24 protein-coding genes and 2 tRNA genes are annotated in these 23,689 nt (G+C 62.1%); 19 read left to right on the top strand and 7 right to left on the bottom strand.

Annotated elements, in window-relative coordinates:
• Window positions 1-67: 67 nt before the first annotated feature.
• The 8 genes from ACO06J_RS06890 (at window position 68) to ACO06J_RS06855 (ending at window position 6,495) form a co-directional block, all read left to right on the top strand.
• Entirely contained in the window at window positions 68-298 is a 231-nt protein-coding gene (locus ACO06J_RS06890; protein WP_421759967.1) for a hypothetical protein, read from the top strand.
• Window positions 299-350: 52 nt separating this feature from the next.
• Window positions 351-581 carry a type II toxin-antitoxin system RelB family antitoxin gene (gene relB, locus ACO06J_RS06885; RefSeq protein ID WP_421759966.1) on the top strand — a complete coding sequence of 77 codons (231 nt, stop codon included), beginning with the start codon at window positions 351-353 and terminating at the stop codon, window positions 579-581.
• Window positions 565-834, top strand: coding sequence for a type II toxin-antitoxin system RelE family toxin (locus tag ACO06J_RS06880; RefSeq protein WP_421759965.1), 270 nt, complete (start codon window positions 565-567; stop codon window positions 832-834). The genes relB and ACO06J_RS06880 overlap by 17 nt, the downstream gene beginning before the upstream one ends.
• Window positions 835-1,002: 168 nt before the next feature.
• Complete coding sequence (locus ACO06J_RS06875) at window positions 1,003-1,626, top strand: ATP-dependent Clp protease proteolytic subunit (protein WP_421759964.1); 624 nt, start codon at window positions 1,003-1,005, stop codon at window positions 1,624-1,626.
• A 170-nt stretch (window positions 1,627-1,796) separates the two neighbouring features.
• A complete protein-coding gene (clpX, locus tag ACO06J_RS06870; protein ID WP_421759963.1) occupies window positions 1,797-3,077 on the top strand; it encodes an ATP-dependent Clp protease ATP-binding subunit ClpX in 1,281 nt (426 codons plus the stop codon).
• 71 nt (window positions 3,078-3,148) lie between these two features.
• The gene (locus tag ACO06J_RS06865) at window positions 3,149-4,129 is read left to right on the top strand and encodes a small ribosomal subunit Rsm22 family protein (RefSeq protein ID WP_421759962.1); all 981 of its coding nucleotides are present in this window, start codon (window positions 3,149-3,151) and stop codon (window positions 4,127-4,129) included.
• A 75-nt stretch (window positions 4,130-4,204) separates the two neighbouring features.
• Window positions 4,205-5,239 (top strand): cysteine synthase A, encoded by a 1,035-nt coding sequence (gene cysK, locus ACO06J_RS06860; RefSeq protein WP_421759961.1) that lies wholly within the window; start codon window positions 4,205-4,207, stop codon window positions 5,237-5,239.
• 50 nt (window positions 5,240-5,289) lie between these two features.
• Window positions 5,290-6,495, top strand: a complete 1,206-nt coding sequence (locus ACO06J_RS06855) for a ubiquitin-like protein (RefSeq protein ID WP_421759960.1) — start codon at window positions 5,290-5,292, stop codon at window positions 6,493-6,495.
• Window positions 6,496-6,521: 26 nt separating this feature from the next.
• On the opposite strand, the gene ACO06J_RS06850 is transcribed toward ACO06J_RS06855, so the two are convergent.
• A complete protein-coding gene (locus tag ACO06J_RS06850; RefSeq protein ID WP_421759959.1) occupies window positions 6,522-7,610 on the bottom strand; it encodes a citrate synthase/methylcitrate synthase in 1,089 nt (362 codons plus the stop codon).
• An 89-nt stretch (window positions 7,611-7,699) separates the two neighbouring features.
• Between ACO06J_RS06850 and ACO06J_RS06845 the strand changes: the two genes are divergently transcribed.
• Entirely contained in the window at window positions 7,700-8,836 is a 1,137-nt protein-coding gene (locus ACO06J_RS06845; RefSeq protein WP_421759958.1) for a citrate synthase, read from the top strand.
• Here ACO06J_RS06845 and ACO06J_RS06840 read toward each other — a convergent pair.
• Together ACO06J_RS06840 and ACO06J_RS06835 are read right to left on the bottom strand one after the other, a co-directional pair.
• Window positions 8,823-9,497, bottom strand: coding sequence for a DUF2306 domain-containing protein (locus tag ACO06J_RS06840; RefSeq protein WP_421759957.1), 675 nt, complete (start codon window positions 9,495-9,497; stop codon window positions 8,823-8,825). The genes ACO06J_RS06845 and ACO06J_RS06840 overlap by 14 nt on opposite strands.
• On the bottom strand, window positions 9,494-10,441 hold the full coding sequence (locus ACO06J_RS06835; protein ID WP_421759956.1) for a hypothetical protein: 948 nt from the start codon (window positions 10,439-10,441) through the stop codon (window positions 9,494-9,496). Before ACO06J_RS06835 ends, ACO06J_RS06840 begins: the two co-directional genes overlap by 4 nt.
• 269 nt (window positions 10,442-10,710) lie before the next feature.
• Between ACO06J_RS06835 and lon the strand changes: the two genes are divergently transcribed.
• Together lon and ACO06J_RS06825 are read left to right on the top strand one after the other, a co-directional pair.
• Window positions 10,711-13,146, top strand: a complete 2,436-nt coding sequence (gene lon, locus ACO06J_RS06830) for an endopeptidase La (protein ID WP_421759955.1) — start codon at window positions 10,711-10,713, stop codon at window positions 13,144-13,146.
• Window positions 13,147-13,298: 152 nt separating this feature from the next.
• Window positions 13,299-14,462, top strand: a complete 1,164-nt coding sequence (locus ACO06J_RS06825) for an alpha-D-ribose 1-methylphosphonate 5-triphosphate diphosphatase (protein ID WP_421759954.1) — start codon at window positions 13,299-13,301, stop codon at window positions 14,460-14,462.
• A gap of 97 nt (window positions 14,463-14,559) precedes the next feature.
• On the opposite strand, the gene ACO06J_RS06820 is transcribed toward ACO06J_RS06825, so the two are convergent.
• The gene (locus tag ACO06J_RS06820; protein WP_421759953.1) at window positions 14,560-15,210 is read right to left on the bottom strand and encodes a TetR/AcrR family transcriptional regulator C-terminal domain-containing protein; all 651 of its coding nucleotides are present in this window, start codon (window positions 15,208-15,210) and stop codon (window positions 14,560-14,562) included.
• Between the two features lie 85 nt (window positions 15,211-15,295).
• Between ACO06J_RS06820 and tet (ACO06J_RS06815) the strand changes: the two genes are divergently transcribed.
• The 6 genes from tet (ACO06J_RS06815) to ACO06J_RS06790 all read left to right on the top strand — a co-directional run bounded on the left by tet (ACO06J_RS06815) (window position 15,296) and on the right by ACO06J_RS06790 (window position 19,262).
• Complete coding sequence (gene tet / locus ACO06J_RS06815) at window positions 15,296-16,480, top strand: Tet(A)/Tet(B)/Tet(C) family tetracycline efflux MFS transporter (RefSeq protein ID WP_421759952.1); 1,185 nt, start codon at window positions 15,296-15,298, stop codon at window positions 16,478-16,480.
• A 158-nt stretch (window positions 16,481-16,638) separates the two neighbouring features.
• The gene (gene tet / locus ACO06J_RS06810) at window positions 16,639-17,847 is read left to right on the top strand and encodes a Tet(A)/Tet(B)/Tet(C) family tetracycline efflux MFS transporter (RefSeq protein ID WP_421759951.1); all 1,209 of its coding nucleotides are present in this window, start codon (window positions 16,639-16,641) and stop codon (window positions 17,845-17,847) included.
• Between the two features lie 145 nt (window positions 17,848-17,992).
• Window positions 17,993-18,268, top strand: a complete 276-nt coding sequence (locus tag ACO06J_RS06805) for an HU family DNA-binding protein (protein ID WP_421759950.1) — start codon at window positions 17,993-17,995, stop codon at window positions 18,266-18,268.
• Between the two features lie 167 nt (window positions 18,269-18,435).
• Window positions 18,436-18,510: transfer RNA gene (locus ACO06J_RS06800), tRNA-Val, on the top strand.
• A gap of 254 nt (window positions 18,511-18,764) precedes the next feature.
• A tRNA-Asp gene (locus ACO06J_RS06795) sits at window positions 18,765-18,841 on the top strand.
• Window positions 18,842-18,941: 100 nt separating this feature from the next.
• A complete protein-coding gene (locus ACO06J_RS06790; protein ID WP_421762460.1) occupies window positions 18,942-19,262 on the top strand; it encodes a L,D-transpeptidase in 321 nt (106 codons plus the stop codon).
• Window positions 19,263-19,273: 11 nt separating this feature from the next.
• Here the strand turns inward: ACO06J_RS06790 and ACO06J_RS06785 are convergent, their stop codons facing one another.
• Genes ACO06J_RS06785 through ACO06J_RS06775 form a run of 3 tightly spaced genes read right to left on the bottom strand, consistent with a single transcriptional unit; the run spans window position 19,274 to window position 21,853 of the window.
• Window positions 19,274-19,612 (bottom strand): lipid-A-disaccharide synthase N-terminal domain-containing protein, encoded by a 339-nt coding sequence (locus ACO06J_RS06785; protein WP_421759949.1) that lies wholly within the window; start codon window positions 19,610-19,612, stop codon window positions 19,274-19,276.
• Window positions 19,609-20,373, bottom strand: coding sequence for a glycosyltransferase family 2 protein (locus tag ACO06J_RS06780; RefSeq protein WP_421759948.1), 765 nt, complete (start codon window positions 20,371-20,373; stop codon window positions 19,609-19,611). Before ACO06J_RS06780 ends, ACO06J_RS06785 begins: the two co-directional genes overlap by 4 nt.
• A gap of 37 nt (window positions 20,374-20,410) precedes the next feature.
• On the bottom strand, window positions 20,411-21,853 hold the full coding sequence (locus ACO06J_RS06775) for an ArnT family glycosyltransferase (protein WP_421759947.1): 1,443 nt from the start codon (window positions 21,851-21,853) through the stop codon (window positions 20,411-20,413).
• A gap of 378 nt (window positions 21,854-22,231) precedes the next feature.
• Between ACO06J_RS06775 and ACO06J_RS06770 the strand changes: the two genes are divergently transcribed.
• Together ACO06J_RS06770 and ACO06J_RS06765 are read left to right on the top strand one after the other, a co-directional pair.
• The gene (locus ACO06J_RS06770) at window positions 22,232-22,747 is read left to right on the top strand and encodes an outer membrane protein (protein WP_421759946.1); all 516 of its coding nucleotides are present in this window, start codon (window positions 22,232-22,234) and stop codon (window positions 22,745-22,747) included.
• 265 nt (window positions 22,748-23,012) lie between these two features.
• Window positions 23,013-23,540 carry an outer membrane protein gene (locus ACO06J_RS06765; protein WP_421759945.1) on the top strand — a complete coding sequence of 176 codons (528 nt, stop codon included), beginning with the start codon at window positions 23,013-23,015 and terminating at the stop codon, window positions 23,538-23,540.
• Window positions 23,541-23,689 lie beyond the last annotated feature (149 nt).

The raw sequence follows: 23,689 nt of genomic DNA, 5'->3' as shown, positions 1-23,689 counted from the left end.
GCCGCCACGAAAAAACCGGCTAGTGCATTGCGCAGATCAGACGACACCCAATTCTGGAGTTGCCCCTTTGAGTGAACTCACCCTGAGCGCTGCCATCGAGAACATCTATGCCTCGCTGAAAGCCAACAACGAGGACCTCGACGCCCACATCGCCGCCTTGAAGGTCGCCATGGCTGCCGAGGGCGCCAAAGAGGCCGTGTTCGACGCCACCAAGCTTGCCCAGAACAACCGCCAGGGCCGCAAGCTCATGCAGTCCTATTTCAAGAAGCGCGGAGTTGCGGTCACTTTCGCGGCGTAAACTTGCCAGCTCGGCCCCCTAGGTATACATGTATACCCAATTGGAGTGCGCTATGAAGCAGACGGCCGTGAGATTGCCGGACGAAACCTACGAACGGCTGCAAGCCATGGCTGAGAAGACCGGCCGTACGGCGACATTCTACATTCGCGAGGCGATCGAGGCCCACCTTGAGGACCTCGAAGATGTCTACATGGCTGATGCCGTTCTGGCGCGGCGCGAGCAGGGCGACGCTCGCACTGTGAATCTAGACGAACTGGATAGCGCGCTTGGCCTGGACGGTTGAGCTCGACCAGGCCGCAGTCAAGCAGCTGAAAAAGCTCGGCAAGGCGGAAGCATCTCGGATTCGCAACTTCCTTCGCGATCGTCTGGCAGTGATCGACGACCCACGATCCGTCGGAAAGCCTCTGCAGGGTTCGAAATTTGGCGAACTCTGGCGTTACCGGGTCGGCGGCTATCGAGTCGTCTGCCAAATAATCGACCAGCGCCTGGTGGTTCTGGTGGTTGGCATCGGGCATCGCAGCGAGATCTATCGCTAAGCCCCCTAACCATAAGGGCAGGTTCCCCTGGAGCCTGGGGTTGCGGCATGTTTGGCACTATTGCGGCACGCCGCATCGGCGCCTATGTGTCGGTTTACCGCGCGTTAAGCGAACATCCCTGCAATCGGCCGCAGCGCTGATTCTTTTTACGCCAAAGGGGCAATCTCAATGAGAGATCCGGTCGAGACTTATATGAACCTTGTGCCGATGGTGGTCGAACAGACCAACCGCGGCGAACGCGCCTACGACATCTTCTCGCGCCTCCTCAAGGAGCGCATCATTTTCGTGACGGGCGTGGTCGAGGACAGCATGGCGTCGCTGATCACGGCGCAGCTGCTGTTCCTCGAAAGCGAGAACCCCAAAAAGGAAATCAACCTCTACATCAACTCGCCCGGCGGCGTGGTGACGGCAGGACTGTCGATCTACGACACCATGCAGTTCATTCGCCCACCGGTGGCAACGCTGGTGATGGGGCAGGCCGCCTCGATGGGCTCGCTTCTGCTCGCCGCCGGCGCCGCCGGAATGCGCGGCTCGCTGCCGAACTCGCGAATCATGGTCCATCAGCCCTCTGGCGGCTTCCAGGGTCAGGTCACCGACATCATGATCCATGCCCGTGAGGTCGAAGGTCTGAAGCGCCGGCTGAACCAGATTTATGAGAAGCACACTGGCCGCAGCTACGACGAAGTCGAAATGGCGCTGGAGCGCGACCGGTTCCTGTCGCCCGAAGAAGCCAAGGATTTCGGGCTTATCGACCAGGTGTTCGAGAAGCGTGCGGCACCGGACGCTGAGTAAGGGTACGGCCGTTAAGGCTGTTCCGATCGACAACGCGAGTGTGACACTCGTGTGATTGCGTGGGTCCGGGCTGGCCGATAAGGTCAACCCGGATACATTTTCTTTAGGTTCCCCGCGTTAGCGTGTTGCAAGGCGCGGGATAGGGAGCCCGATCTCCCGGGAGTGACAGGATGTCCAAGGACACGACCAGCGGCGAATCCTCCAAGAACACGCTTTACTGCTCCTTCTGCGGCAAGTCGCAGCATGAGGTCAGGAAGCTGATCGCGGGACCGACCGTTTTCATCTGTGATGAATGTGTCGAGCTGTGCATGGACATCATCCGCGAGGAAAACAAAACCTCGATGGTGAAGTCTTCTGATGGCGTGCCGACCCCGGCCGACATCTGCAAGGTGCTCGACGACTATGTCATCGGCCAGTTCCGCGCCAAGCGCGTGCTGAGCGTGGCGGTGCACAACCACTACAAGCGCCTGCACCACGCGACCAAGAACCAGGACATCGAACTTTCGAAGTCCAACATTCTGCTGATCGGCCCGACCGGTACAGGGAAGACGCTGCTGGCGCAGACGCTGGCGCGTATTCTCGATGTGCCGTTCACGATGGCTGATGCGACGACGCTCACGGAAGCCGGTTACGTCGGCGAGGACGTCGAGAACATCATTTTGAAGTTGCTGCAGTCGGCCGACTACAATGTCGAAAAGGCGCAGCGCGGCATCGTCTATATCGACGAAGTCGACAAGATCAGCCGCAAGTCTGACAACCCGTCGATTACCCGCGACGTTTCGGGCGAAGGCGTGCAGCAGGCACTGCTCAAGATCATGGAAGGTACCGTGGCCTCGGTGCCGCCGCAGGGCGGGCGCAAGCATCCGCAGCAGGAGTTCCTGCAGGTTGATACGACCAACATCCTGTTCATCTGCGGTGGCGCCTTCGCCGGACTCGAAAAGCTGATCTCAGCGCGTTCCGAAGGTTCGGGCATCGGCTTTGCGGCCGTCGTCAAGGATCCCAAGGACCGTCGCGTCGGCGATCTGCTGAAGGATGTGCAGCCCGAAGATCTGGTCAAGTTCGGCCTGATCCCGGAATTCATCGGCCGTCTGCCGGTGCTGGCAACGCTCACTGATCTCGACGAACCCGCCCTGATCCAGATCCTCACTGAGCCCAAGAATGCTCTGGTGCGTCAGTACCAGCGGCTGTTCTCGATGGAAGAAGTCGAGCTGACGTTCCACGAGGATGCCCTCAAGGCCATCGCCAAGCATGCCATCGAGCGCAAGACTGGCGCCCGCGGCCTGCGGTCGATCATGGAAGGCATCCTGCTCGACACCATGTACGACCTGCCGTCGCTTGAAGGCGTGGAAGAAGTGGTGATCAGCGAGGACGTGGTGAACGGCAAGGACGTTCGTCCGCTCTACATCTATGCCGAACGTAAGAAGGAAGAGGCGCTGTCGACCAGCGCCTGAGGTCTTCGTAAGGTTCTTGCAAATTGGGGAGCGCGACATTCGCGCTCCCCAAAGTCATTTTGGGGGACGCCATGACAGTGACATTCCCGGCAGGTCTGGCCGATGCCGTCCGGCGCCTTGCGGTTGAAGAAGAGGGTGGTGAGCTCAAGCGCAGCTCAACCCGCATTTCCGATCACTACAGGGCCGAGGGCCGTTCAATAAACGTCGTCAGCCGCGGGACGGATGCCGTCGCGTATGCGCTCAGCCGAATGCCCGCGACATTCGCAGCCGTCGCAAGCGTTTTCGAAGAAGTTCGAGCCCGGGCACCGGGCTTCTCGCCAGACCGGCTGCTCGACATCGGGGCGGGGCCGGGCACCGCCACCTGGGCGGCTGCTGAGGTGTTTCCCGGGCTTCAGTCGGCCCGACTGGTTGACCGCAGCAGGGACTTTCTGCGTCTCGCACGGCAACTGGGGGCCACCGTTCCGCATCTCTCGTTGGAGTTCGACGAGGCAGATGCCCTGTTCTCGTCGCGTGCCAACGTGGCGGACGCCTCCGAGCGGTATGCAGCAGTCGCAGCCGCCTATCTGCTGACGGAGTTCGACGATGCGGGGGTGCTTCGCGTCGCCGAAGGCCTCTGGGCGCGTACGGCAGGTGTACTGGTCATCGTCGAGCCCGGCCGCCCGCGCGACTACCAGAGGCTCATGCAGGTGCGGGAGCGGCTGGTGAGCCTCGGCGGGGACGTGTTGGCGCCTTGCCCGCACAATGAACCCTGCCCACTCGTCGCCCCCGACTGGTGCCATTTCTCCCAGCGGCTGGCGCGCACCAAGGATCACATGCGTCTGAAGGGCGCCAGCCTTGGCTATGAAGACGAAAAGTTCAGCTATCTGGTCGTCGCGCGCGCCGGGATCGGCGCGGCAGCGTCCGGCCGGGTCATCAAGCCGACGGCCGAAAACAAGGTCTCTGTGACGCTGGAAGTTTGCGCCGACACCGGACTCGAGCAGCGCGTGGTGCCCAGCCGCGACAAGCCAGCCTTCAAGGCTGCGAAAAAGCTGGACTGGGGCGACGCCCTCTAGCTCTGGCGATCTCGGTTTTGCCTTTGTCGCGCTGACGGTTTACGCTGAACCATCAAATAGCCAAGAGGCGGCACAATGAAGTTCGACAGCATCCTGGGCACCATCGGCAACACTCCGGTGGTCAAGATCAACAAGCTCGCTCCCAAGCACGTGACCCTCTACGTCAAGGTCGAGGCGTTCAACCCGCTGGGCTCAGTCAAGGATCGCCTGGCACTTGGCGTGATTGAGGCCGCCGAGAAATCTGGCGCCCTGAAACCCGGCCAGACGGTGATCGAGGCTACCAGCGGCAACACCGGCATCGGGCTCGCCATGGTCTGCGCCGTCAAGGGCTATCCGCTGGTGCTGGTGATGGCCGAGAGCTTCTCGGTCGAGCGGCGGAAGCTCATGCGCTTCCTCGGCGCCAAGGTCATCCTCACCCCGGCGGCCGAGCGCGCCAATGGCATGGTGCGCAAAGCTGAAGAGCTGGCGGCAGCCAATGGCTGGTTCCAGACTCGCCAGTTCGAGAACGAAGCCAACCCCGATATGCACTCGCGCACCACCGCGCAGGAAATCCTCAAGGACTTCGCCGGCGAACGCCTCGACTACTGGGTCACCGGCTTCGGCACCGGCGGCACCATGACCGGCGTCGGGCGTGTGCTGCGCAAGGAACGCCCCGATACCAAGATCATCGTCACCGAGCCCGATGGCGCCCCGATGCTGGGAAGTGGCGAACCGCAACCCGCATCCGGCAGCCATCCCGCCTGGAAGCCGCATCCCTACCAGGGCTGGAGCCCGGACTTCATTCCCAAGATCACGGGCGAGGCCGTCAGTGAGGAGCTCATCGACCAGATCGTCCCTGTCGCTGGCCCCGAAGGAATGAAAGCCTCGATGCAACTGGCGCAGCAGGAAGGCATCTTCGTCGGCATCTCAGCCGGCGGGACTTTCGCTGCAGCACTGAAGGTCGCGGAGACGGCACCCGCGGGCTCCACCATCCTCTGCATGCTGCCCGATACCGGCGAGCGCTACCTCTCGACGCCTTTGTTTGCCGATGTGCCGGCCGAAATGACAGAGGCCGAGCTCGCTATCTCACTCTCTACGCCCGGTCAGCACCTGCCCCCGAAGGCAGCATAGGACGCAGTGACCCCGTCCATGTAACGATGTGCCTGTTGAGGGCACATCGTATGATTCGACTTCGCTTGCTGTTGGCGATTCTCGCTACTTTGATTGTCATGGCCAGCACCAGTGGGGCGATGGCTATGCAGATCTTTGTCAAGCCGCCCAGCGGCAAGACCATTGCGCTCGAGGTTGAACCGAACGACACGATCGACAACGTCAAAGCCAAGATACAGGACAAGGAAGGCATTCCCCCGAACCAGCAGCGCCTGATTTTTGCTGGGAACGAGCTCGAGGACGGGCGTACGCTGTCCGACTACAATATCCAGAAGGAATCCACGCTGTACGTATACGTGCGCGCCGATTCGGTTGCTTTTGTCGGTTCGTTTCTGCAGGCGCGGGGCACCCTTCTGCTGTCGACGCTTCCAGATGCCGGCGCGCGCCTCTCCCGCCTTGACGGGGTTGCTGACCCGCAACAGCATCTTGCATATGCCGGAGGCCCCGACCTCGTCCCAGCAGTTGGTGCGATTGAAGCGCTGGACCGACGGGGGGATACGACGCTGTTGCCATGGGTAGACCTGGACTTCGGGCGGTTTGCTTTCGACGACAATGAGGGCGGCTTCGGCACGCTGGCGGCCGGGCTTGATTATCGTCTGGCCACCGGTTTGCTGGTGGGCAGCTTCCTGCAGGTCGACCGGTTGGCGATGACGGGAACAGATGATGCCTACGCGTCCGGCCTCGGCTGGCTGACGGGGGGAGCCGTTACCGGCAGAGTTGGTGACAACCTGTATTTTGACATTCTCGCTGGCGCCGGCACCTCGCGCAACATGTTCAGCCCCGATGGCAGTTTCGAGGACGAGGTCGATGGCAGCCGATGGCTCATTGACGCCACAGTTGGTGCATCCTGGCAGGTAGACGCCTGGACCGTCTCACCCCGGCTGCGTACCGCCTATGTGGAGGAACGGACTGAGTTCTATGTGGACGGCAATGGCAATGACGTCGCAGCGCAGGTCGTCGGTACCGGCCGGATCTCGGCCGGCTCGGAGATCAGCTACGCTCTCGCGGACGATGGCAAGATAGCACTCACTATGGACGCCTTGGCAGACCATCGAGATGGCGGGCTGAGCAATATCCGTGGCCGGATTGCTGCCGACCTGCACCTCGGCGAGTCGGACAGCCTCGGCATCGCGCTGTCGCTCGCCTATGACGGCATCGGAACCGCCGACTACCAGACTATTGTGGGCCGCATAGGAATCTCCGCACCGCTGAACTGAGGCGAGGCGTGCCCGCCCCCAGACGCCTATGCAGCCAGAGGTGTCGGGCCAACGTAGCTTGATTTTGGACGGATGAGTTTGCCCGTAGTCGCCTGTTCCCGTGCATGGGCGATCCAGCCGCCGGTGCGCCCGATGGCAAACACCGAGGTGAACGTGTCTCGGGGAAAGCCCAGCGCCTCGAGCAGCAGAGCCGTATAGAACTCAACATTCGTCGCCAGCGGCCGATCCGGCTTGTGGCGCTTCAGCGCCTCAAGTGCGATCGATTCCACCTTCAGCGCTAGGCTCATACGCGTAACATCTGCATTACCGGTTGAACGCAGACGGTCGATCGCGCGGCTCAGTGCATCGGCGCGCGGATCGCGCACGCGGTAGATCCGATGGCCGAAGCCCATCAGCCGCTGCCCGCGCGCCAATTCCCCGGCGATCCACGGAGCGGCGTTCTCCACAGAGCCGACTGCATCCAGCATGTCGAGTACCGGCCCCGGCGCGCCGCCATGCAGCGGCCCCTTCAGCGCCCCAAGCGCCGCGACCACCGATGAGGCAAGACCTGCCTGAGTGGACGCGACAACCCGCGCGGTGAACGTCGAGGCATTGAGCCCATGGTCGGCGACCGTGACAAGGTAAGTGTCGAGTGCCGCGACCCGCTCAGCGTTGGCTGCTGCGTCCGCCAACATGGCGAGGATATCGGCGGCATGCGTCAGCCCCGGCGTCGGCGCCACGGGCGACTTGCCCTCCGTCATCCGGATCAGGGCCGGCACGATGACGCCCGGCGCAGCGACAAGCCGCAGTGCTGAGGCGAGGTCAGTACCATCCGGCAGGCGCGCCATCAGCGCACGCATGCCGTCATAATTAGGCAGGTCAGCGAGCGTCGGATCAAACGGCGTAAGTGCAGTGAACACCTCAGCACGAGCGGCAGCCAGCGCTGCGGTGAACTCAGTAGGTGCGGGCAGGGCGTCAAAGAACCCCTCGAACAGCAGGTGCAGCACGTCTTCGTAACGCCAGGATCCGGCGATGGCTTCAAGCGGCATCCCGCGGATCACCAGCCGTCCGGCAAGCCCATCAACATCGGAGAGCACCGTCTCCGCCGCAATCACGTCTTCCAGCCCACCAGCCATTTCAGCCACCTTCTCGTCGTTTGCAGCGGAAGATAGGTGCGTTATGATTGACGTCAATCTTGATGATATTGATCAATATGAGGCGCCCCATGTGGTTGACAGCCGCACAGGCTCTTGAGCGGCTCGGCACCAAACCTCAGTCGCTTTACGCCAGCGTCAGCCGCGGGCGGGTAGCGGCGAAGCCAGACCCAGCCGACAGCCGCAGAAGCCTCTATCGCGAGGAGGACATCGATCGGCTGGCGCATCGCGCCAGGGGCCGCGGCCGGACCGGGGCCGTTGCCGCCGAAGCGATGAACTGGGGCGAGCCGGTGCTCCCCTCAGCGATCTCCACCATGGCGGGCGGACGCCTCTTCTATCGCGGTCAGGACGCGGTCAAGCTAGCCGCGAAAGCTACGCTTGAGGATATCGCCAAGCTATTGTGGGCACTGCCGGGTGCTCCTCTACTGGAAGCCGAACGGTTACCGGTAAGTCCCTCCATGCACCGCCTCTTCAGCGCTCTGGCGGAACGCGCAGCAACCGATCCGCCAAGTCTCGGCCGCGGCCGTGTGTTGCTGCTGCGCGACGCAACCGGGTTGCTTTCCCTCGTGGCAAATCAGCTGACAAGTCCCGGTGACACACCCATTCATGTCCGGTTAGCCGCGCGCTGGGACCGACCGGCGGCTGCCGACAGCCTGCGGCGAGCGCTTGTGCTGCTGGCCGACCACGAACTGAACGTCTCCACCTTTGCGGCGCGGGTGACAGTCTCGGCCGGTGCTTCGCTGGCGGCTGGAATGTTGGCAGGCCTCTGTGCCTTGAGTGGCCCGCTCCACGGCGACGCTGCCGCGCCGATCATGGCGCTAGCGGCAGATGTCGCCGATGACAGCCAGGGCGCCGAACACGCGCTGCGGGAGTGGGTCGGTGAAGGCCGCACCATCCCAGGCTTTGGCCATCGCCTCTACCCCCGCGGCGACGTCCGAGCCAGCGCCCTCCTGGCCAATCTTGAGCTGCCCAAATCCTACAACACCTTCCGCAGCGCAGCCGAAAACCTCTCCGGGGAACTCCCCAATGTCGACTTCGCACTGGCTGCTTTAGCGTCCACCTACGGCCTGCCACGCGAAGCGCCACGAAGCTTATTTGCCCTGGCGCGCTCGGTGGGGTGGCTGGCGCATATGATCGAGCAGGTCACCAGTGGCACTCTGATCCGACCGCGAGCACACTATGTTGGACCGGCGGTCAGGCCGTCGTAGTGGGCTGTCTCAAGACCCTTGGCCGTCGCTGCCGCCATATCAGCCACTCGGCCACAGCGAGGTTCAATACCCACGCACCTCCCATGGCGAGGGCGAGGGGATCGGGCGCCAGCGGGCCGTAGATGGTGATCAGCGGCATCAGGATGAGTGCCTGTGATCCGGCGCCTTGGCCGATGGCATAGGCCCGCAGCATCCACGCCTCGTGCTGCGCAACCTTGCGTTGCCGGACGGCAAGATAACCAATGACGATCGATGCGGCCATGGCTGACCCGAAGAACAACCTGAAGCCGTGCAGCAGCCAGTTGTCGGGTGGCACGATCGCGTAAAAGTTGGCCATCCAGAGACCGGAAAGGGCAGCGACGAGGCCGAGACCGATCAACACGCGACCCGCACGCCGGTGCCAGACCATATGTTGCCGCCGAAATCCTCGAGAGAACTGCAAGGCCCCGACGACGCAATAGATCGCGACACTGAAAATGTGCAGCACCGCTGGAATCGGCGACGCAAAGAAGCGGACATTCTCCGGCGTCACCGCACCGCTGCCCAAGGAGACAAGGCGCACGATCCCGCCGGCGATCGGGATGAACGCCAGCGCAATCAGTGCCGCCGGAACGAGCCAGTCCGACGTGCGGGCCGGCGAAGATGCGCCCTGAGGGCTCATCTGGCCGCAACAGAGGCCAGGACGCCGCGCTCGGACCAGAGCGCATAGCCCAGCCACGCCATCGCAATTCCCATGGGCATTCCTGCCGCCATACGCTGGAGCGCGTGGGGCAGGAAAGCAGCCACCGGAGTTGCTACAGCAACCGCTGCGAGAAGGATTGCCGGCCAGCGCGGGAGAATTCCGGCGCGCACAGTGGCGATGCCCAGGGCCAGGTTGCCTATCACATAGAGCAACCCCAGCACTGCATAGGTCGGAACGAGCGCACCAATCTCCATGGTCCCCGGCATGCCGTTGACCACACCGAGATAAGTGTTGATGAACTCAGGCGCGACGCTCGCCAGCGGCGGCAGCACGAACAGCTCGACGAACACAAACCCGATCTGCAAACTCCAGGAGGCCATCACCATAGCGTAGCCGACAAGCCCTACCCAGCCGGTAGCATGTGCCTGACGCGCGTAGAGGCCGGTCACTCCAATCAGGAACAGAAAGCACATAACAAGCTTGAGCGTGATGATGACGGCCCAGAGCGGCGTCGTGACCGAAGCGAGCACATCGGGCGGATGGATCGGCTGGATGCCCGCAAAGATGACACCAGCGACAAGCGCGGCAAGGCCGCACCAACGGATAAGCTGTGGTGAAACGGGCAGGGTGGTGCCCTGCATCGGCGTGGTCACGGGCATCGGCGGCAGGTCCTTGCGAGGAATTGAACATGAGGCGGGACAGGGCAGGTGGTGTGCGCCGTTGTCTCGGCGATTGGCCGCGGACGGCACAACCAAGACATTCGGAACGACAAAGTCGCGCATGTTCAGAAGCGCCTGGGAGCAGCACTTGATTTTCGCCGCACGCAAGCGGCACTCCCCCAGTTCTTCGGCAGTTTGGACGGGTTCCACGTCAATAGATAGGGTCCACCGACGGCCTTTTCTACTGAAGTTCTGGTTGTGCATGCCGCATCGCCTGATCCACCTGCCACGCCCGCTCGTTCAACTCAGGAAGCGAGTTTCACCGGTGTTACTGATGCTCTGACGGCACATTGGCCACCCGTCGTTCACCCAAGCCTGTGATTTCGGGTAGGTTCACTTGCCCTTTGGGTCAGGAGCCCTATTTAATTGTCAGAATCGGGTTCGCGGCTCATCGTGAGAGTTAGCCTGATTGCTATACGGACGCGCTCCCAAGTCCTCCAAGTCTTCCAGCGCGTTCCAGGAAAGGACCTATTATGTCGGACGTTACCCCAGGCGGCGCGAGCTTTGATCGCGATCGGGTTTATCCCGTGCTGCCGTTGCGCGATATCGTCGTCTTTCCAGGCATGATCGTGCCGCTGTTTGTCGGCCGCGAGAAGTCGGTGAAGGCGCTCGAAGAGGTGATGCGGGACGACAAGCATATCCTCGTCGTCACCCAGAAGAATGCCCAGGACGATGATCCGGCGCCAGAAGAGATCTATGCCACCGGCACGATCGCTTCAGTGCTGCAGTTGCTGAAGCTCCCCGACGGTACCGTCAAGGTGCTGGTCGAAGGCCTGCGCCGCGCCAAGATCGACAAATACCTGCAGACGGTGGATTACTTCGAAGCCGAAGCGACCGCATTGCCTGAGCCCGAGGAAGACGGCACCGAACTCGAAGCGCTGGCCCGCTCGGCCCAGACCGAGTTCGAGAACTACGTCAAACTCAACAAGAAGATCTCTGCCGAGGTGGTCAACGCCGTCGGGCAGATCTCCAACCATTCCAAGCTTGCCGACACCATCGCCAGCCATCTGGTGATCAAGATCGAGCAAAAGGAAGATCTGCTGGCGACGATTGCAGTCGGCGAGCGCTTCCAGAAGATCCTTGGCCTGATGGAAGGCGAGATCGGCGTTCTGCAGGTGGAAAAGCGCATCCGCTCCCGCGTCAAGCGGCAGATGGAAAAGACCCAGCGCGAGTACTACCTCAACGAGCAGATGAAGGCGATTCAGCGCGAGCTGGGCGACGGCGAGGAGGGCAGCAACGAGCTGACCGAGCTCGAAGACAAGATCAAGAAGACCAAGCTTTCCAAGGAAGCCCGGTCCAAGGCCGACGCTGAGCTGAAAAAGCTCAAGACCATGAGCCCGATGTCCGCCGAAGCAACGGTCGTCCGCAACTATCTCGATTGGCTGCTCAGCTTGCCGTGGGGCAAAAAGAGCAAGGTCAAGCGCGACCTGGTCTACGCCGAAAAGGTGCTGGACGAGGACCACTATGGCCTCGAGAAGGTCAAGGAACGCATCCTTGAGTACCTCGCCGTGCAGAGCCGCACCGGCAAGCTCAAGGGACCGATCCTCTGCCTCGTCGGCCCTCCGGGTGTCGGCAAGACATCGCTGGGCAAGTCGATCGCCAAGGCCACCGGCCGCGAATTCATCCGCATGGCGCTTGGCGGCGTGCGCGATGAGGCTGAAATCCGTGGCCACCGCCGGACCTATATCGGCTCCATGCCGGGCAAGGTCATCCAGTCGCTGAAGAAGGCGGGCAAGAACAACCCGCTCTTCCTCCTCGATGAGATCGACAAGATGGGTCAGGACTTCCGTGGCGATCCGAGTTCAGCGCTGCTCGAAGTGCTGGATCCGGAGCAGAACCACACGTTCGCCGATCACTACCTGGAAGTCGATTTCGACCTCTCGGACGTGATGTTCGTCACCACCTCGAACACGCTGAACATCCCCGCGCCCCTGATGGACCGCATGGAGATCATCCGCCTCTCCGGCTACACCGAAGAGGAAAAGTTCGAGATCGCACGTCGCCACCTGATCCCGGAAACCCTCAAGGAAAATGGGCTTCAGGCCAAGGAATTCGTGCTCGATGACGATCACCTGATGCAGGTGGTGCGCAACTACACGCGTGAAGCCGGCGTCAGAAATCTCAAGCGCGAGATTTCCAAGCTGATGCGGAAGGCGGTGCGCGATATCCTCGTGCAGAAGTCCAAGCAGATCGTCATCGATGGCGCGCGGCTCGAGGAATATCTCGGCCCGCCGTTCTTCAGGAATGACAAACTCGACGCGGAGCCGCAGGTCGGCCTCGTAACGGGTCTGGCCTGGACGTCGGTGGGTGGCGAAACGCTGACCATCGAAGCGGTGATGACGCATGGCAAGGGCCGCATGACGGTGACCGGCAACCTCAAGGAGGTGATGAAGGAATCGATCTCCGCAGCGAACGGCTATGTCCGCTCGCGGGCGATCGAGCTCGGCATCAAGCCGCCGCTGTTCGACACGCGTGATATCCACGTGCACGTGCCGGAAGGCGCAACGCCCAAGGACGGCCCGTCGGCCGGCGTGGGTATGGCAACCGCAATCGTTTCGGTGATGACGGGCATTCCGGTGCGCCACGACGTGGCGATGACGGGTGAAGTGACGCTGCGCGGCCGGGTGCTGCCGATTGGCGGGCTCAAGGAAAAGCTCCTTGCAGCGCTCCGCACCGGCATCAAGACCGTGCTGATCCCCGAAGAGAACGTGCGCGATCTCAAGGAAATCCCCGAGATCGTCACCAAGGGGATGGAGATCATCCCGGTGAGCCGGATGGACGAGGTGCTGAGCCGCGCCCTGGTCCGGCAGCCCGAGCCGATCGAGTGGAAGTACGACGACGAAAAGGCCGCCGTCCCGGTTGTGGACCCCGCCGCCGACGCCGACGAAGCCACCGGCCTGCCGCACTGACCGCAGTTACCGCGCGAAATGACAACGGCGCTCCCTCGGGGGCGCCGTTTGCTTTTGCGAATCGCTCAAGTGATGTGGGTAGGGGCGTCGCAAATCCGTCACCCCGCCCCGCTAACGAGCGTCGTACACTAAACGGAATCGGGATAGCGGGGATGCTGGTGCGCAACGACAACACAACGGGAGTGGCCACTGCCCTCGTCAACGCGCGGATTGTGCTGCCCAACGACGTTGTGGTCGGCGATATCGCTATCGCCGATGGGGTGATTGCCGCCGGTGAGCACTCTGGTGCATCCGAGATTGATTTCGAGGGCGACTACCTCATCCCCGGGCTGGTCGACATCCACACCGACAACATCGAGCACCACTTCCAGCCCCGGCCGGGCGTGCGCTGGCCGTCACCGGTTGCGGCAGTGCTGGCCCATGACTGGCAGATGCTGGGAAGCGGCATCACCACAGTGCTCGATTCCCTGTCGCTGGGTGACTACGACACCGGCGGGGCGCGGACGGCCATGCTGAATGCTGCCATCGGCGGCATCAACACAGCGCGCGATGGCGGGCTGCTGAAGTCTGATCACTACTTCCACTTCCGCTGCGAACTCTCCGATCCCGGCCTGCTGCCGATCCTGGAAGCGCATGTCGACGACCCCTTCGTGCGGCTGCTCTCGATGATGGATCACACGCCAGGCCAGCGGCAGTGGCACGATATCGGGCTTTACCGCGCCTTCCGGCGCAAGAAGAACAATAACGTCTGGACCGATGAGGAATTCGCCGTCTACCTCGCCGAGCGTCGCGCCCACCAGGCGCAACTGGTACCGGAGGCACGTGAGCGCATCGTAGCGGCGGCGCAGCAACGCGGCATCCGGCTCGCCAGCCACGACGATACGACCCTCGCCGACGTTGAGCAGTCGCAGGATGACGGCATCTCGATCAGCGAGTTTCCCACGACAATGATTGCGGCCGAGCGCGCACGGCAACTGGGCCAACAGGTGGTGATGGGCTCGCCGAACGTCGTCCTCGGTGGCTCGCATTCGGGCAATGTCGGCGCGCTTGAACTGGCGGAAGCCGGGCTGCTCGATGTTCTGACCTCCGACTACGTGCCGGCGAGTCTCCTCCACGCCAGCTTCGTTCTGGCCGAACGGACCGGTAACCTGCCGGCTGCCATTGCGACTGTAACCTCTTCTCCTGCCGCGATGTCCGGCTTTGCCGATCGCGGCCGGATCGCGCCGGGGCTCCGGGCCGATCTGCTGCGGGTGCGGGTGGTTGACGGCCTCCCAGTCATCCGCGGCATCTGGGCCGCCGGCCAGCGCTACGCCTGAGTCCACTGTCGGGTGCGCACATGCGTGACGCGCCCGGTCTCTCCGGTAGGAACAAAGCCAAAGCGGAGGTATGGCGCTTCGGCCTCCTAGTGCGCCTTCAGTTGCGGCTCTTGCGTCCTTCAATGCTCGCTCGGATTCCAGCGACGATGTAGCCGAGCCCAGCTTCGAACGCCCGCTCGGTATTGATGGTGCCCTCGAGAGTCAGCGGCTCCAGCGCAGCGCTGAGCAGCGGGAAGGGCGCAATGTCATCGAGCGGACTGGTATCAGCCGCGGGTACTTCAGTGGCCTCGCGGGCGCGCTCACCCTGTTCTTCGAGCACGAAGCCGACCACGTAGCGCGCGATCGAGAGCGAAATATTGAACGCCTCCTCCGGAGAGAAGCCTTCCGCCACATAGAGCGTTAGCGCGGCTTCGGCGTCTGCGAATTGGTCGGTGGTCGGTCGCGTGCCGGAATTGATGCGGGCGCCGTCGCGCACCGAGAGCAGCGCCGTGCGAGCACTGCGGGCATAGGCAAGGGTGAAGTTCTGCCAGTTGTCCGTAGGCCGGGGCCGTCGGACGAGATGGTACCGCGCGAGGATCTCGGCATTCACGGCATCGAGAAGCACATTCTTGTTCTCGAAGTGCCAGTAGAGCGCCGGCTGCGCCACACCCAGCCGCGTCGCGAGCTTCCGAGTGGTCAACTGATCGATCCCCACTTCGTTCAGCAGGTCAATCGCGGCAGCGACGATCTGGTCTTTGGCGATGGCCATGATCTTTCCTCTTGACTTATCATTGATAAGCGACTTTATCGCCGATAAGCAACTTTATCAACGATAAGTGAATATGAGGTAAGCGATGAACAAGGCGCTCGTGGTCATTCTGGCAACAATCATCCTCGACGCCGTGGGCGCAGGGCTGATCTTTCCCATCCTCCCTGGATTGCTGAAAGAGGTGTCGCCCGACGGCGATATCTCCGTCCTCTACGGGGTGCTGCTGGCGGTTTATGCGGCCATGCAGTTCGTCTTTTCACCCGTGCTCGGCGCCCTGAGCGATCGCTATGGCCGTCGTCCGGTGATGCTGATTTCGATGGCCGGTGTGATGGTCGACTACCTGCTGATGGCCCTTACGCCCTGGGGTTGGGTGCTGGTTGTGGGCCGAACCATCGCGGGCATCACCAGCGCCAATATGGCGGTTGGGACCGCCTACATCACCGACATTACTCCTGAGGCGCAGCGAGCCCAGCGCTTCGGCCTGATGGGCGCCATGATGGGCATTGGCTTCATCATCGGGCCGGCCTTGGGCGGTCTGCTTGGGTCCTGGTGGCTGCGAGCCCCGTTCGCGGCAGCGGCCTTGCTCAATGGGCTCAACCTGCTTGTCGCACTCTTCGTCCTGCCGGAATCGCGCAAGGGGAGCGGCGAGAAGCTAAGCTGGAAGGCCCTCAATCCGGTCGCGCCCCTGCTCTGGCTGTGGGAGTTCAAGTCGCTTCTGCCGCTGGTTGTGGTGAGCGTGGTATTCGGACTGATCGCCGCCGTCCCCGGCACCATCTGGGTGCTTTACACGGCCGACCGTTTTGGCTGGGACATTTCTGCCATCGGCCTGTCGCTTTCAATCTTCGGAGTGGTGATGGCGGCCTCGCAGGCCTTGCTGACCGGCTTTTTCGCCAAGCATCTGGGCGACCTCGGCACGGTTATTCTGGGTGTCGCGTTCGATGTGGTGGCGTATCTGATCATGGGCTTTGCCGACCAGGGCTGGATTGGTTACGCGGTCACCCCGCTGTTTGCCTTGGGCGGCGTGGCGCAACCGGCTCTGCAGTCGCTGTTCACCAGCAAGGTCACTCCCGATAAGCAGGGCCAACTCGCCGGCGTGCTGACGAGCCTCGGAAGTCTCGCGGGCGTAGTTGGCCCCGTGCTGTGCACCGCGCTCTACTTTTCGACGCGCGACATCTGGCTCGGCACAGTATGGGTAGTCAGTGCGGTCCTTTACGTGCTGGCGTTGCCCCTATTTCTCTCCGTACGCAGTGGCAAGGCGGTTGCCGCCTGACGTGCCACGGAATGGGGGAAGGTGACAGCCCGCTTTTAGTGCTGGGTCCACGCAGCACCGCGTCCGCTGCCATCTAGCAGACTGTCGGTATTGCTCCAGAGCGATAGAACGAATATAGAACGCAACTCTCAAGAAGCCGGTGCAAAGGGAGGCCCGACTTGAACAAGGCTCTGATCATCATCCTGTCAACGGTGGCACTCGACGCCATCGGGATCGGATTGATCTTCCCGATTCTTCCAGCGCTGCTGCGAGAGGTTACTCATTCAGGGCAGGTGGATATCCTTTATGGGGTGATGCTCGCCATCTACGCGGCGATGCAGTTCCTGTTCTCACCAGCCCTGGGCATGCTGAGCGATCGGTTTGGCCGGCGGCCCGTTCTGCTGGTCTCGCTGGCGGGCGCTGCCATCGACTACCTGATCATGGCCTTCGCGCCGAGCCTGTGGCTGCTGGTGGCTGGCCGCGCCATCGCCGGCATCACTAGCGCCAACATGGCAGTGGCCACGGCCTACCTCACCGACATCACGCCCGAGGCCCAGCGCGCCCAGCGCTTCGGCCTGTTTCACGCCATGTTCGGCATCGGCTTCATCATCGGGCCGGTCCTTGGCGGCGTCCTGGGCGACTTCTGGGTGCGGGCGCCGTTTATCGCTGCGGCACTGCTCAACGGCATCAACTTCGCCTTGGCGCTGTTCGTGCTGCCCGAATCCCGCGCCGGGCAGCGCGGGCAGGGGTTCAAGCTCAGCCAGCTCAATCCCCTCGGCTCGATCGGCTGGGCGCTCGGCTTGAAACTGCTGCTGCCGATGATGGCGATCTTTCTGATCATGAACTTCGTCGGCAACATGTATGGCACCGTCTGGGTGCTGTTCAGCGAAGACGCCTTCAAGTGGAGCGCCTCGATGATCGGGCTCAGCTTCGCCGCCTTCGGCGTCTGTCACGCCGGAGCGCAGATCCTCCTGACCGGCCCCGTCGCCAAACTGGTTGGCGAGAGATGGGCACTGATCATCGGTTTTTCCGCCGAGGTGGTAGCCCTCGCTGCCATTGGCTTTGCCACGGATGGGTGGGTCATGTTCGCGGTCATGCCTTTGTTCGGTGTCGCCGGAGTTGGGATGCCCGCTCTGCAGTCGTTGATCACCGCCCAGGTCGATGCCGACAATCAGGGGCGGCTGCAGGGTGTCCTGGCGAGCCTCGTCAGCCTCTCGGCCATATTCGGGCCACTGTTCTTTTCGACCGTATATTTCGCCATGAAGGACATTTGGCCGGGTGCAATCTGGCTGGTGGGAATTGCCGTCTACGCCTTGGCTTTGCCGTTGATGGCGAGCCTGAGGACCACTCGTGCTGTCCATACCGTTGCAAACGAGCCGCAAAGTTGAGCCAAAATAGAGGGTTCATTAACAGGATTGACGCCCAAAACGAGCTGAAAGCCCCGGAAATCCTTGCGTTCTGGTCAGAATCGAAGAAGGGTCGCGGCGTTTTAGTTCGCCAGCAAAGGCGGGCATCCCACAGTGAGGAAACGCAATGTCTAACAAGAACGATCTCATCGGCGTAGTCGCCGACAAGGCGGGTCTGACCAAGGCCCAGGCCGGGGAGGCTGTCGACGCCGTATTCGACGCGATCACCGCGTCTCTGAAGGCCGGCGACGAAGTTCGCCTGGTCGGTTTCGGCACCTTTGCCGTTTCCGCGCGTAAGGCCAGCATTGGCCGCAATCCGGCCACTGGCGCCGAGATCAAGATTCCGGCCTCCAATCAGGCCAAGTTCAAGCCCGGCAAGGGCCTGAAGGACGCGATCAACTAAGATCACCAGTCCCGGTATTTCTCCGGTACCGATGCGTGGCCCCGTGCGTGATCGCCGGGGCCACTCGTCATTTGAGGCCAACTCACTGCAGCGCGCGTGCTGCGGGTTGACGACTGCGACTCGACGCCCTAGTTAGGGCCACTCAGCGGCGCGACAGCGTTGCGGCAGGGCGGTTAGCTCAGTGGTAGAGCATCTCGTTTACACCGAGAGGGTCGGCGGTTCGAGACCGTCACCGCCCACCAATTTTCACCTCAGTCCACGACACTCAGGCTAGCGCGATGCTGCGCGATCCAGACTCACCTGTGTGAGGGTGACTAGGGCACGAAGGTCCACGCGTAAGCCGTTCCAGAATCATTCGAATAGAGGCCTCTCCACTGTGGGAAAAGTGGCGGATTCTGGCACTTGTTGCAGGTCGCTCGACGGGACGTAGAATTGGCGCTTGACACTCCCCGGCACGCCCTCTAAACGGACGCCACGTTGCGCGGCTAAGCCGTCTGCGGGAGTAGCTCAGTTGGTTAGAGCGCCGGCCTGTCACGCCGGAGGTCGCGGGTTCGAGCCCCGTCTCTCGCGCCACCCTTCTTCTCAATATCGGTGAAGATTTTAAGGGTGGCGAGGTGCTGGTGTATCCAGCTTCACGCTCAAAACACTGCACACCTGATGTCGGCGAACTCTTCTGATTCATTTTGTTCGCGCTGGCCGTCCGTTCTCGCGACCAGTCCCGAGTCGCTTTCTGGAGCCAAATTGGCAGCCGCCGGATGCGGTGCGCGCGGATCATCCGGATCTGCCGGCCCTCGTTGCGGGCGGTAGCCCGCAAAACCCCCTTGGTAAGGCTGCGCTGACGCTCGCCGGCGGCCGCTATGCGATCCACGGCACCAACGCTCCCGAAAGCATTGGGGGCTTCGTCTCTTACGGCTGCATCCGCATGTTCAACGAGGACATCCTCGACCTGCTCGCCCGCGTCCGCGTCGGCACCCCGGTCGAAGTCACTCCCTGAACCAAACCCCGCTAGCGATCGGACTCGGGCCGCGAAGCTCCAGCGTCTGCTTCATGCTGAGTGTTACGGCGCATCAGCATGATATTGCGGGCATAGATGAAAACCCCAAACTGGCTGAGGATGATCACCGGATCCATCTTGTGGATACCATAAGCCAGCACAAGGCTGCCGCCGATGAGGCTGGAGTACCAGAAACTCGCCGGCATCGTGGATCGCCGGTTCTTCTCGCTGATCAGCCACTGGAATATCCAGCGCAGTGTGAACAACACCTGGCCGAACAGCCCCACCGCCAGCCAGATACCGTCGGTTGCGAGGATCGAGGTCCACCAGTTTTCGATAAACGTAGTCAAGCCGGCTGCTCCGATTGGTCTGCCGCCCCTGATGGCGGCGTGTTTGTAACATTGGTGACCTGGGCGGGCAGGCGCGTGCGCTCGCGGATCCAGCTGACGCCGAAAAGATCGTGGATGCCCAGAATAGCCCGCCCCAAATTGGTGTATTTGGATTGCCCGGCCAGCCGCGGTCGGTCATTCACTGGATGATAGGCCACCTGATGCCCATAGGTCTGGAACAACGCGGGCAGATAGCGGTGAAGCCCGCTGAAAAACGGCAGGTCCAGGAACGGATCGCGCCGGAAGACCTTCATCCCGCAGCCGGTATCGGGGCACCCATCTTTCAGCACCACATCGCGCAGCCAGTTGGCAAAGCGCGAGGCGAACCGCTTAGACCCCGTATCCTTCCGATTGGTGCGAATACCGCCTACCAAAGCCGTGGCGGGGCCAGCGCGCTCCAACAGCGCGGCAAGCGGCGCAATATCGGCCGGATCGTTCTGCCCGTCGCCATCCATCGTAGCGATAACTGCACTGGTTGCGGCGCGAATGCCGGTCCGAAGCGCGGAGCTCTGTCCGGAGCGCGTGCTGTGTGAAATAAGGCGCAGCGTCGGCCATGTCCGCATCATGTCCGTGACCTCGGCCACGGTGCCGTCGGTGCTGGCGTCGTCGACGACAATGACTTCGGCCAGAAGCTCCGGAGGGACAGCCGCATACGTTTCCGCGACGAGCCGGCCGATATTGCCGGCCTCATTGAGGGCCGGAACCACCACCGACAGTCTCATCTTGGCTACTCTCCATCAGCGCGAGCGCGAGCCCACTTCAGTTTCCGAGGAAACCCGAGAGTGCATATAGGAAAACTCTGCGCGTTGAAAACCGGCCAACCGGAATTTGGCGTTCGCCAAGCGCTTTCACATTTGAGAACTGGCCGGTGATGCGAGCAACATCCTCATTGCGGCTAACAAGGAGGGTCTGCATCTGCGATTGAGCGGTGAACGGCCGCGTCATTTCGAAATGGTTTGTGGGCACCTTGCCGTCCAGCCAGACATAGAGCGGCACCGTCATGTCACGCGCATAATAGAGCAGGGCGGCAGTGCTGGTTCGATCAGTCGTGAGCACCGAACCGTAGCTTCCCGCTTCAACTTCGGCGCGCACCTCAGCCGCGAGATCGCGGCTCCCCAGAACGCGGGCGAACGGGTCCAGTCCACCCGGCAGCACGAAATTGCCCGCTTGCCACGATCCAACCGCCACGAGCAGCGCAATTGCGAAATGTACGCCCGCCGATGCCCGTAGCCAGCCAATCCGGGCCGGGCTCACCAGACGGCTCACCACCAGCACGGTCGCGCTCACATAGGCCGTTATGGCCCAGTTCGCATTGGCGCCGGACAGCAGTCCCTGAACGACGAGGATGAGCACCACAGGCACCGAGAACGCCAGCAGCAGGATGTCCGTTTCGTCCAAACGTCGGGCCCGCTTTGCCGCGCCCATTGTCACCAGTAGCCAGGCGACAAACAGGACCGGCCCGAACACCGCCAGTTGGCTCGCAAAGAACTCGAGCGCGCGAACGGGGTGGAACAGCGTTCCGGTCCAGTTGGCATTGGACGCTGTGTGCGACAGCGTCGCAAAACCATGCGTGGCGTTCCAAACTACATTGGGGACCAGCAGCAATAGCGCGATCATCAGCGCGACCCAGAGGTGTGGTCGGCGCAGCAGCGCGCGTTGCGCCGGTACAGCCACAAAGAACAGCGCCGCGCAGAGGACGAAGTAGCCCATCGCATACTTGGCGTTCATCCCCAGCCCGATCGCCACCCCAAGGCCAATAGCGCTGCCCAGGCTTGGCCGCTCGCTGCGCAAAAGGTCAATGAAGCACAGCAGTGCCACCGACCAGGCCAGCAGCAGCGGCGCATCTGTGGAAATGACGCCTGAAAACAGCGACACCGCCGGCAGCGTCGCAAACGTGAACGCACACCATATGCCCACCTTGTGGTCAAACAGCCTGCGGCCGATGAAATACAGCACCACAGCACTGGCGAGGTTGGCGAGCATCGCCGGCAGCCGCACGCACGCCTCGCCGTCCCCGCAGATCGGCGTCGCGGCGGCGATCATCCAGGCGACCAGCGGCGGCTTCGAAAAATATCCGAATGCCGGCTCGAGGCTCCAGCTCCAGTATTGCGCCTCATCGACGAACAGCTCCGTGCCGTTGGTCAGCAGCGCCACGGCACGAAACAGTGCCAGCACCACAATCAGAAGGCCGAGTGCGCGCATGGTAATCCCGTATCGACAGCACAGAGGGCGAAGCCGCGACAGCCACCAAGAACCGCGCGGACGCTGGCGGTGTTGCATAAGCCGCCAGCCCTGGCAACCGCCGCTCATTCAAGTCAATGGAACTCACGAGGTCGAGACTCACTGGCGACAAAACCCGTAGCCAGGCGCTCACTCAAAACTGCGTGAGACCTCGGCAAAATCAAGCGAGATCAAGATGTTGACTTGCGGCAGCCACATTGTCGCCAAAGCATGTGGCTCATCTGCAACAAGCCCCGTCCAAACCGAACGCGGGTGGAACCGGGGCCGGGGATCATCGCTTGTAGCTGCAGTTCAACGCTCCTAACTCAAGCCCGTCTCTTCAGACTAAGGAATATGACTATGCGTAAACTCACGCTCGCTCTCATCGCCACCGTCGCCGCAGCAGGCCTCACTTCAGCAGCATCTGCAGCCGATCTGTTGATCGATCAGACTCCCACGCCGATCGTCGACAACAGTTATTCGGGCTTTGACTGGAACGGCGCTTACGCCGGTATCTCCCTCAGCGGCCAGACCGGTTCGATTTACGGCCTTGGTGCGGATCTGGGTGTCAATGCGCTCATCGACAACAACCTCTTGGTCGGCGCCGAAGGCAACGTGACCTGGCTGAACGACGACAGCTGGCAGGGCCAGGTGCACGGCAAGCTCGGCTTCGCTTCCGGCAACTTTGCCTTCTACGGCCTGCTAGGTGTCGGCTACAACACCGAGAGCGAGGCATACGCCCCGATCGGCGTCGGCGCCGAACTCGCTCTGACCGACAGCATGTCGCTCAAGGCCGAGTATCAGTACCAGTACGACTTCAACGACTCGTCTGAGGACGCAAGCGTCGCCAAGGTCGGCCTGAACTGGCACTTCTAGGTCGCCTGCGACTTTGGTCGCGCAATTCCGGGGCTCCGCATCAGCGGAGCCCCTTTTCGTTTCCCGCCGCCTGCGCCAAGACTTCCCTTCCGGCGCATTTGTATCAAATTGATACGATCTCGGGGTAAACGCCGCACCAGCAGGCAGATTCAATCATCCATTCTTAGCCGCGTTCTCCAATAGAGATGCACGCCCGGCTGTGCCTGCGGGCGCGGGGCAGGCACAATCCTCCTTAAGGTTACTGATCCTCCCAAGGAGATTTGGCATGACACTCTCTCGCACACTTATGATCGGCGCCGCACTGGCGCTTATGACCTCCAGCGCCGGGGCAGCCGATCTTCTCACCCAAGGCGCTGACCCGATCTACCAGAGCTCGTTGTTCAACTTCGAAGGCTTCTATGTCGGTGGCTCGCTTGGCTTCGGTTCGCTCCCGGTGTCGAACCGCGTCGGCACTGTCGGCGTCGTTGTCGGTACCAACTTCGCACTGACCGAAGGTATCCTGGCTGGCGTCGAATTCCAGGGCGACGCAGTCTGGAACAACTCGGGCTTCACCGGCCTCGACGGACTCTTCCTCGGCAAACTGGGCGGCTACATCACCGACGAAACGCTGATTTACGGCACCGGCGGCCTGGGCTGGGTCGACGATGAGTCGTCTTATGCACTTGGTCTGGGTATCGAACAGGCGCTCACCGACTCGATCAGCGTGCGCGGTGAGGGTATGGCGACCGGCGGTCTCGGCGGTGGATTTGACGGCGGCCAGCTCAAGGCCAGCGTCCTGTGGCATATGAACTGATCACCATCCGCGTCTAGTTGTCTCAGGCGGCGACCGGGAAACCGGCTCGCCGCCTGATCTTTTTATACAGCCACCAGCTCAAATGCTCTTTCCGGCGCTGCCAAGGTCCTCGTTCAGGACTATAAGCAGACAACGCAAGTCAGGTTTTG

The sequence above is a fragment of the Devosia sp. genome (assembly GCF_965229025.1).
Taxonomy (GTDB): domain Bacteria; phylum Pseudomonadota; class Alphaproteobacteria; order Rhizobiales; family Devosiaceae; genus Devosia_A.
Note: the sequence above shows the minus strand (reverse complement) of the source record. Positions and strands in the feature narration are given on the sequence as shown.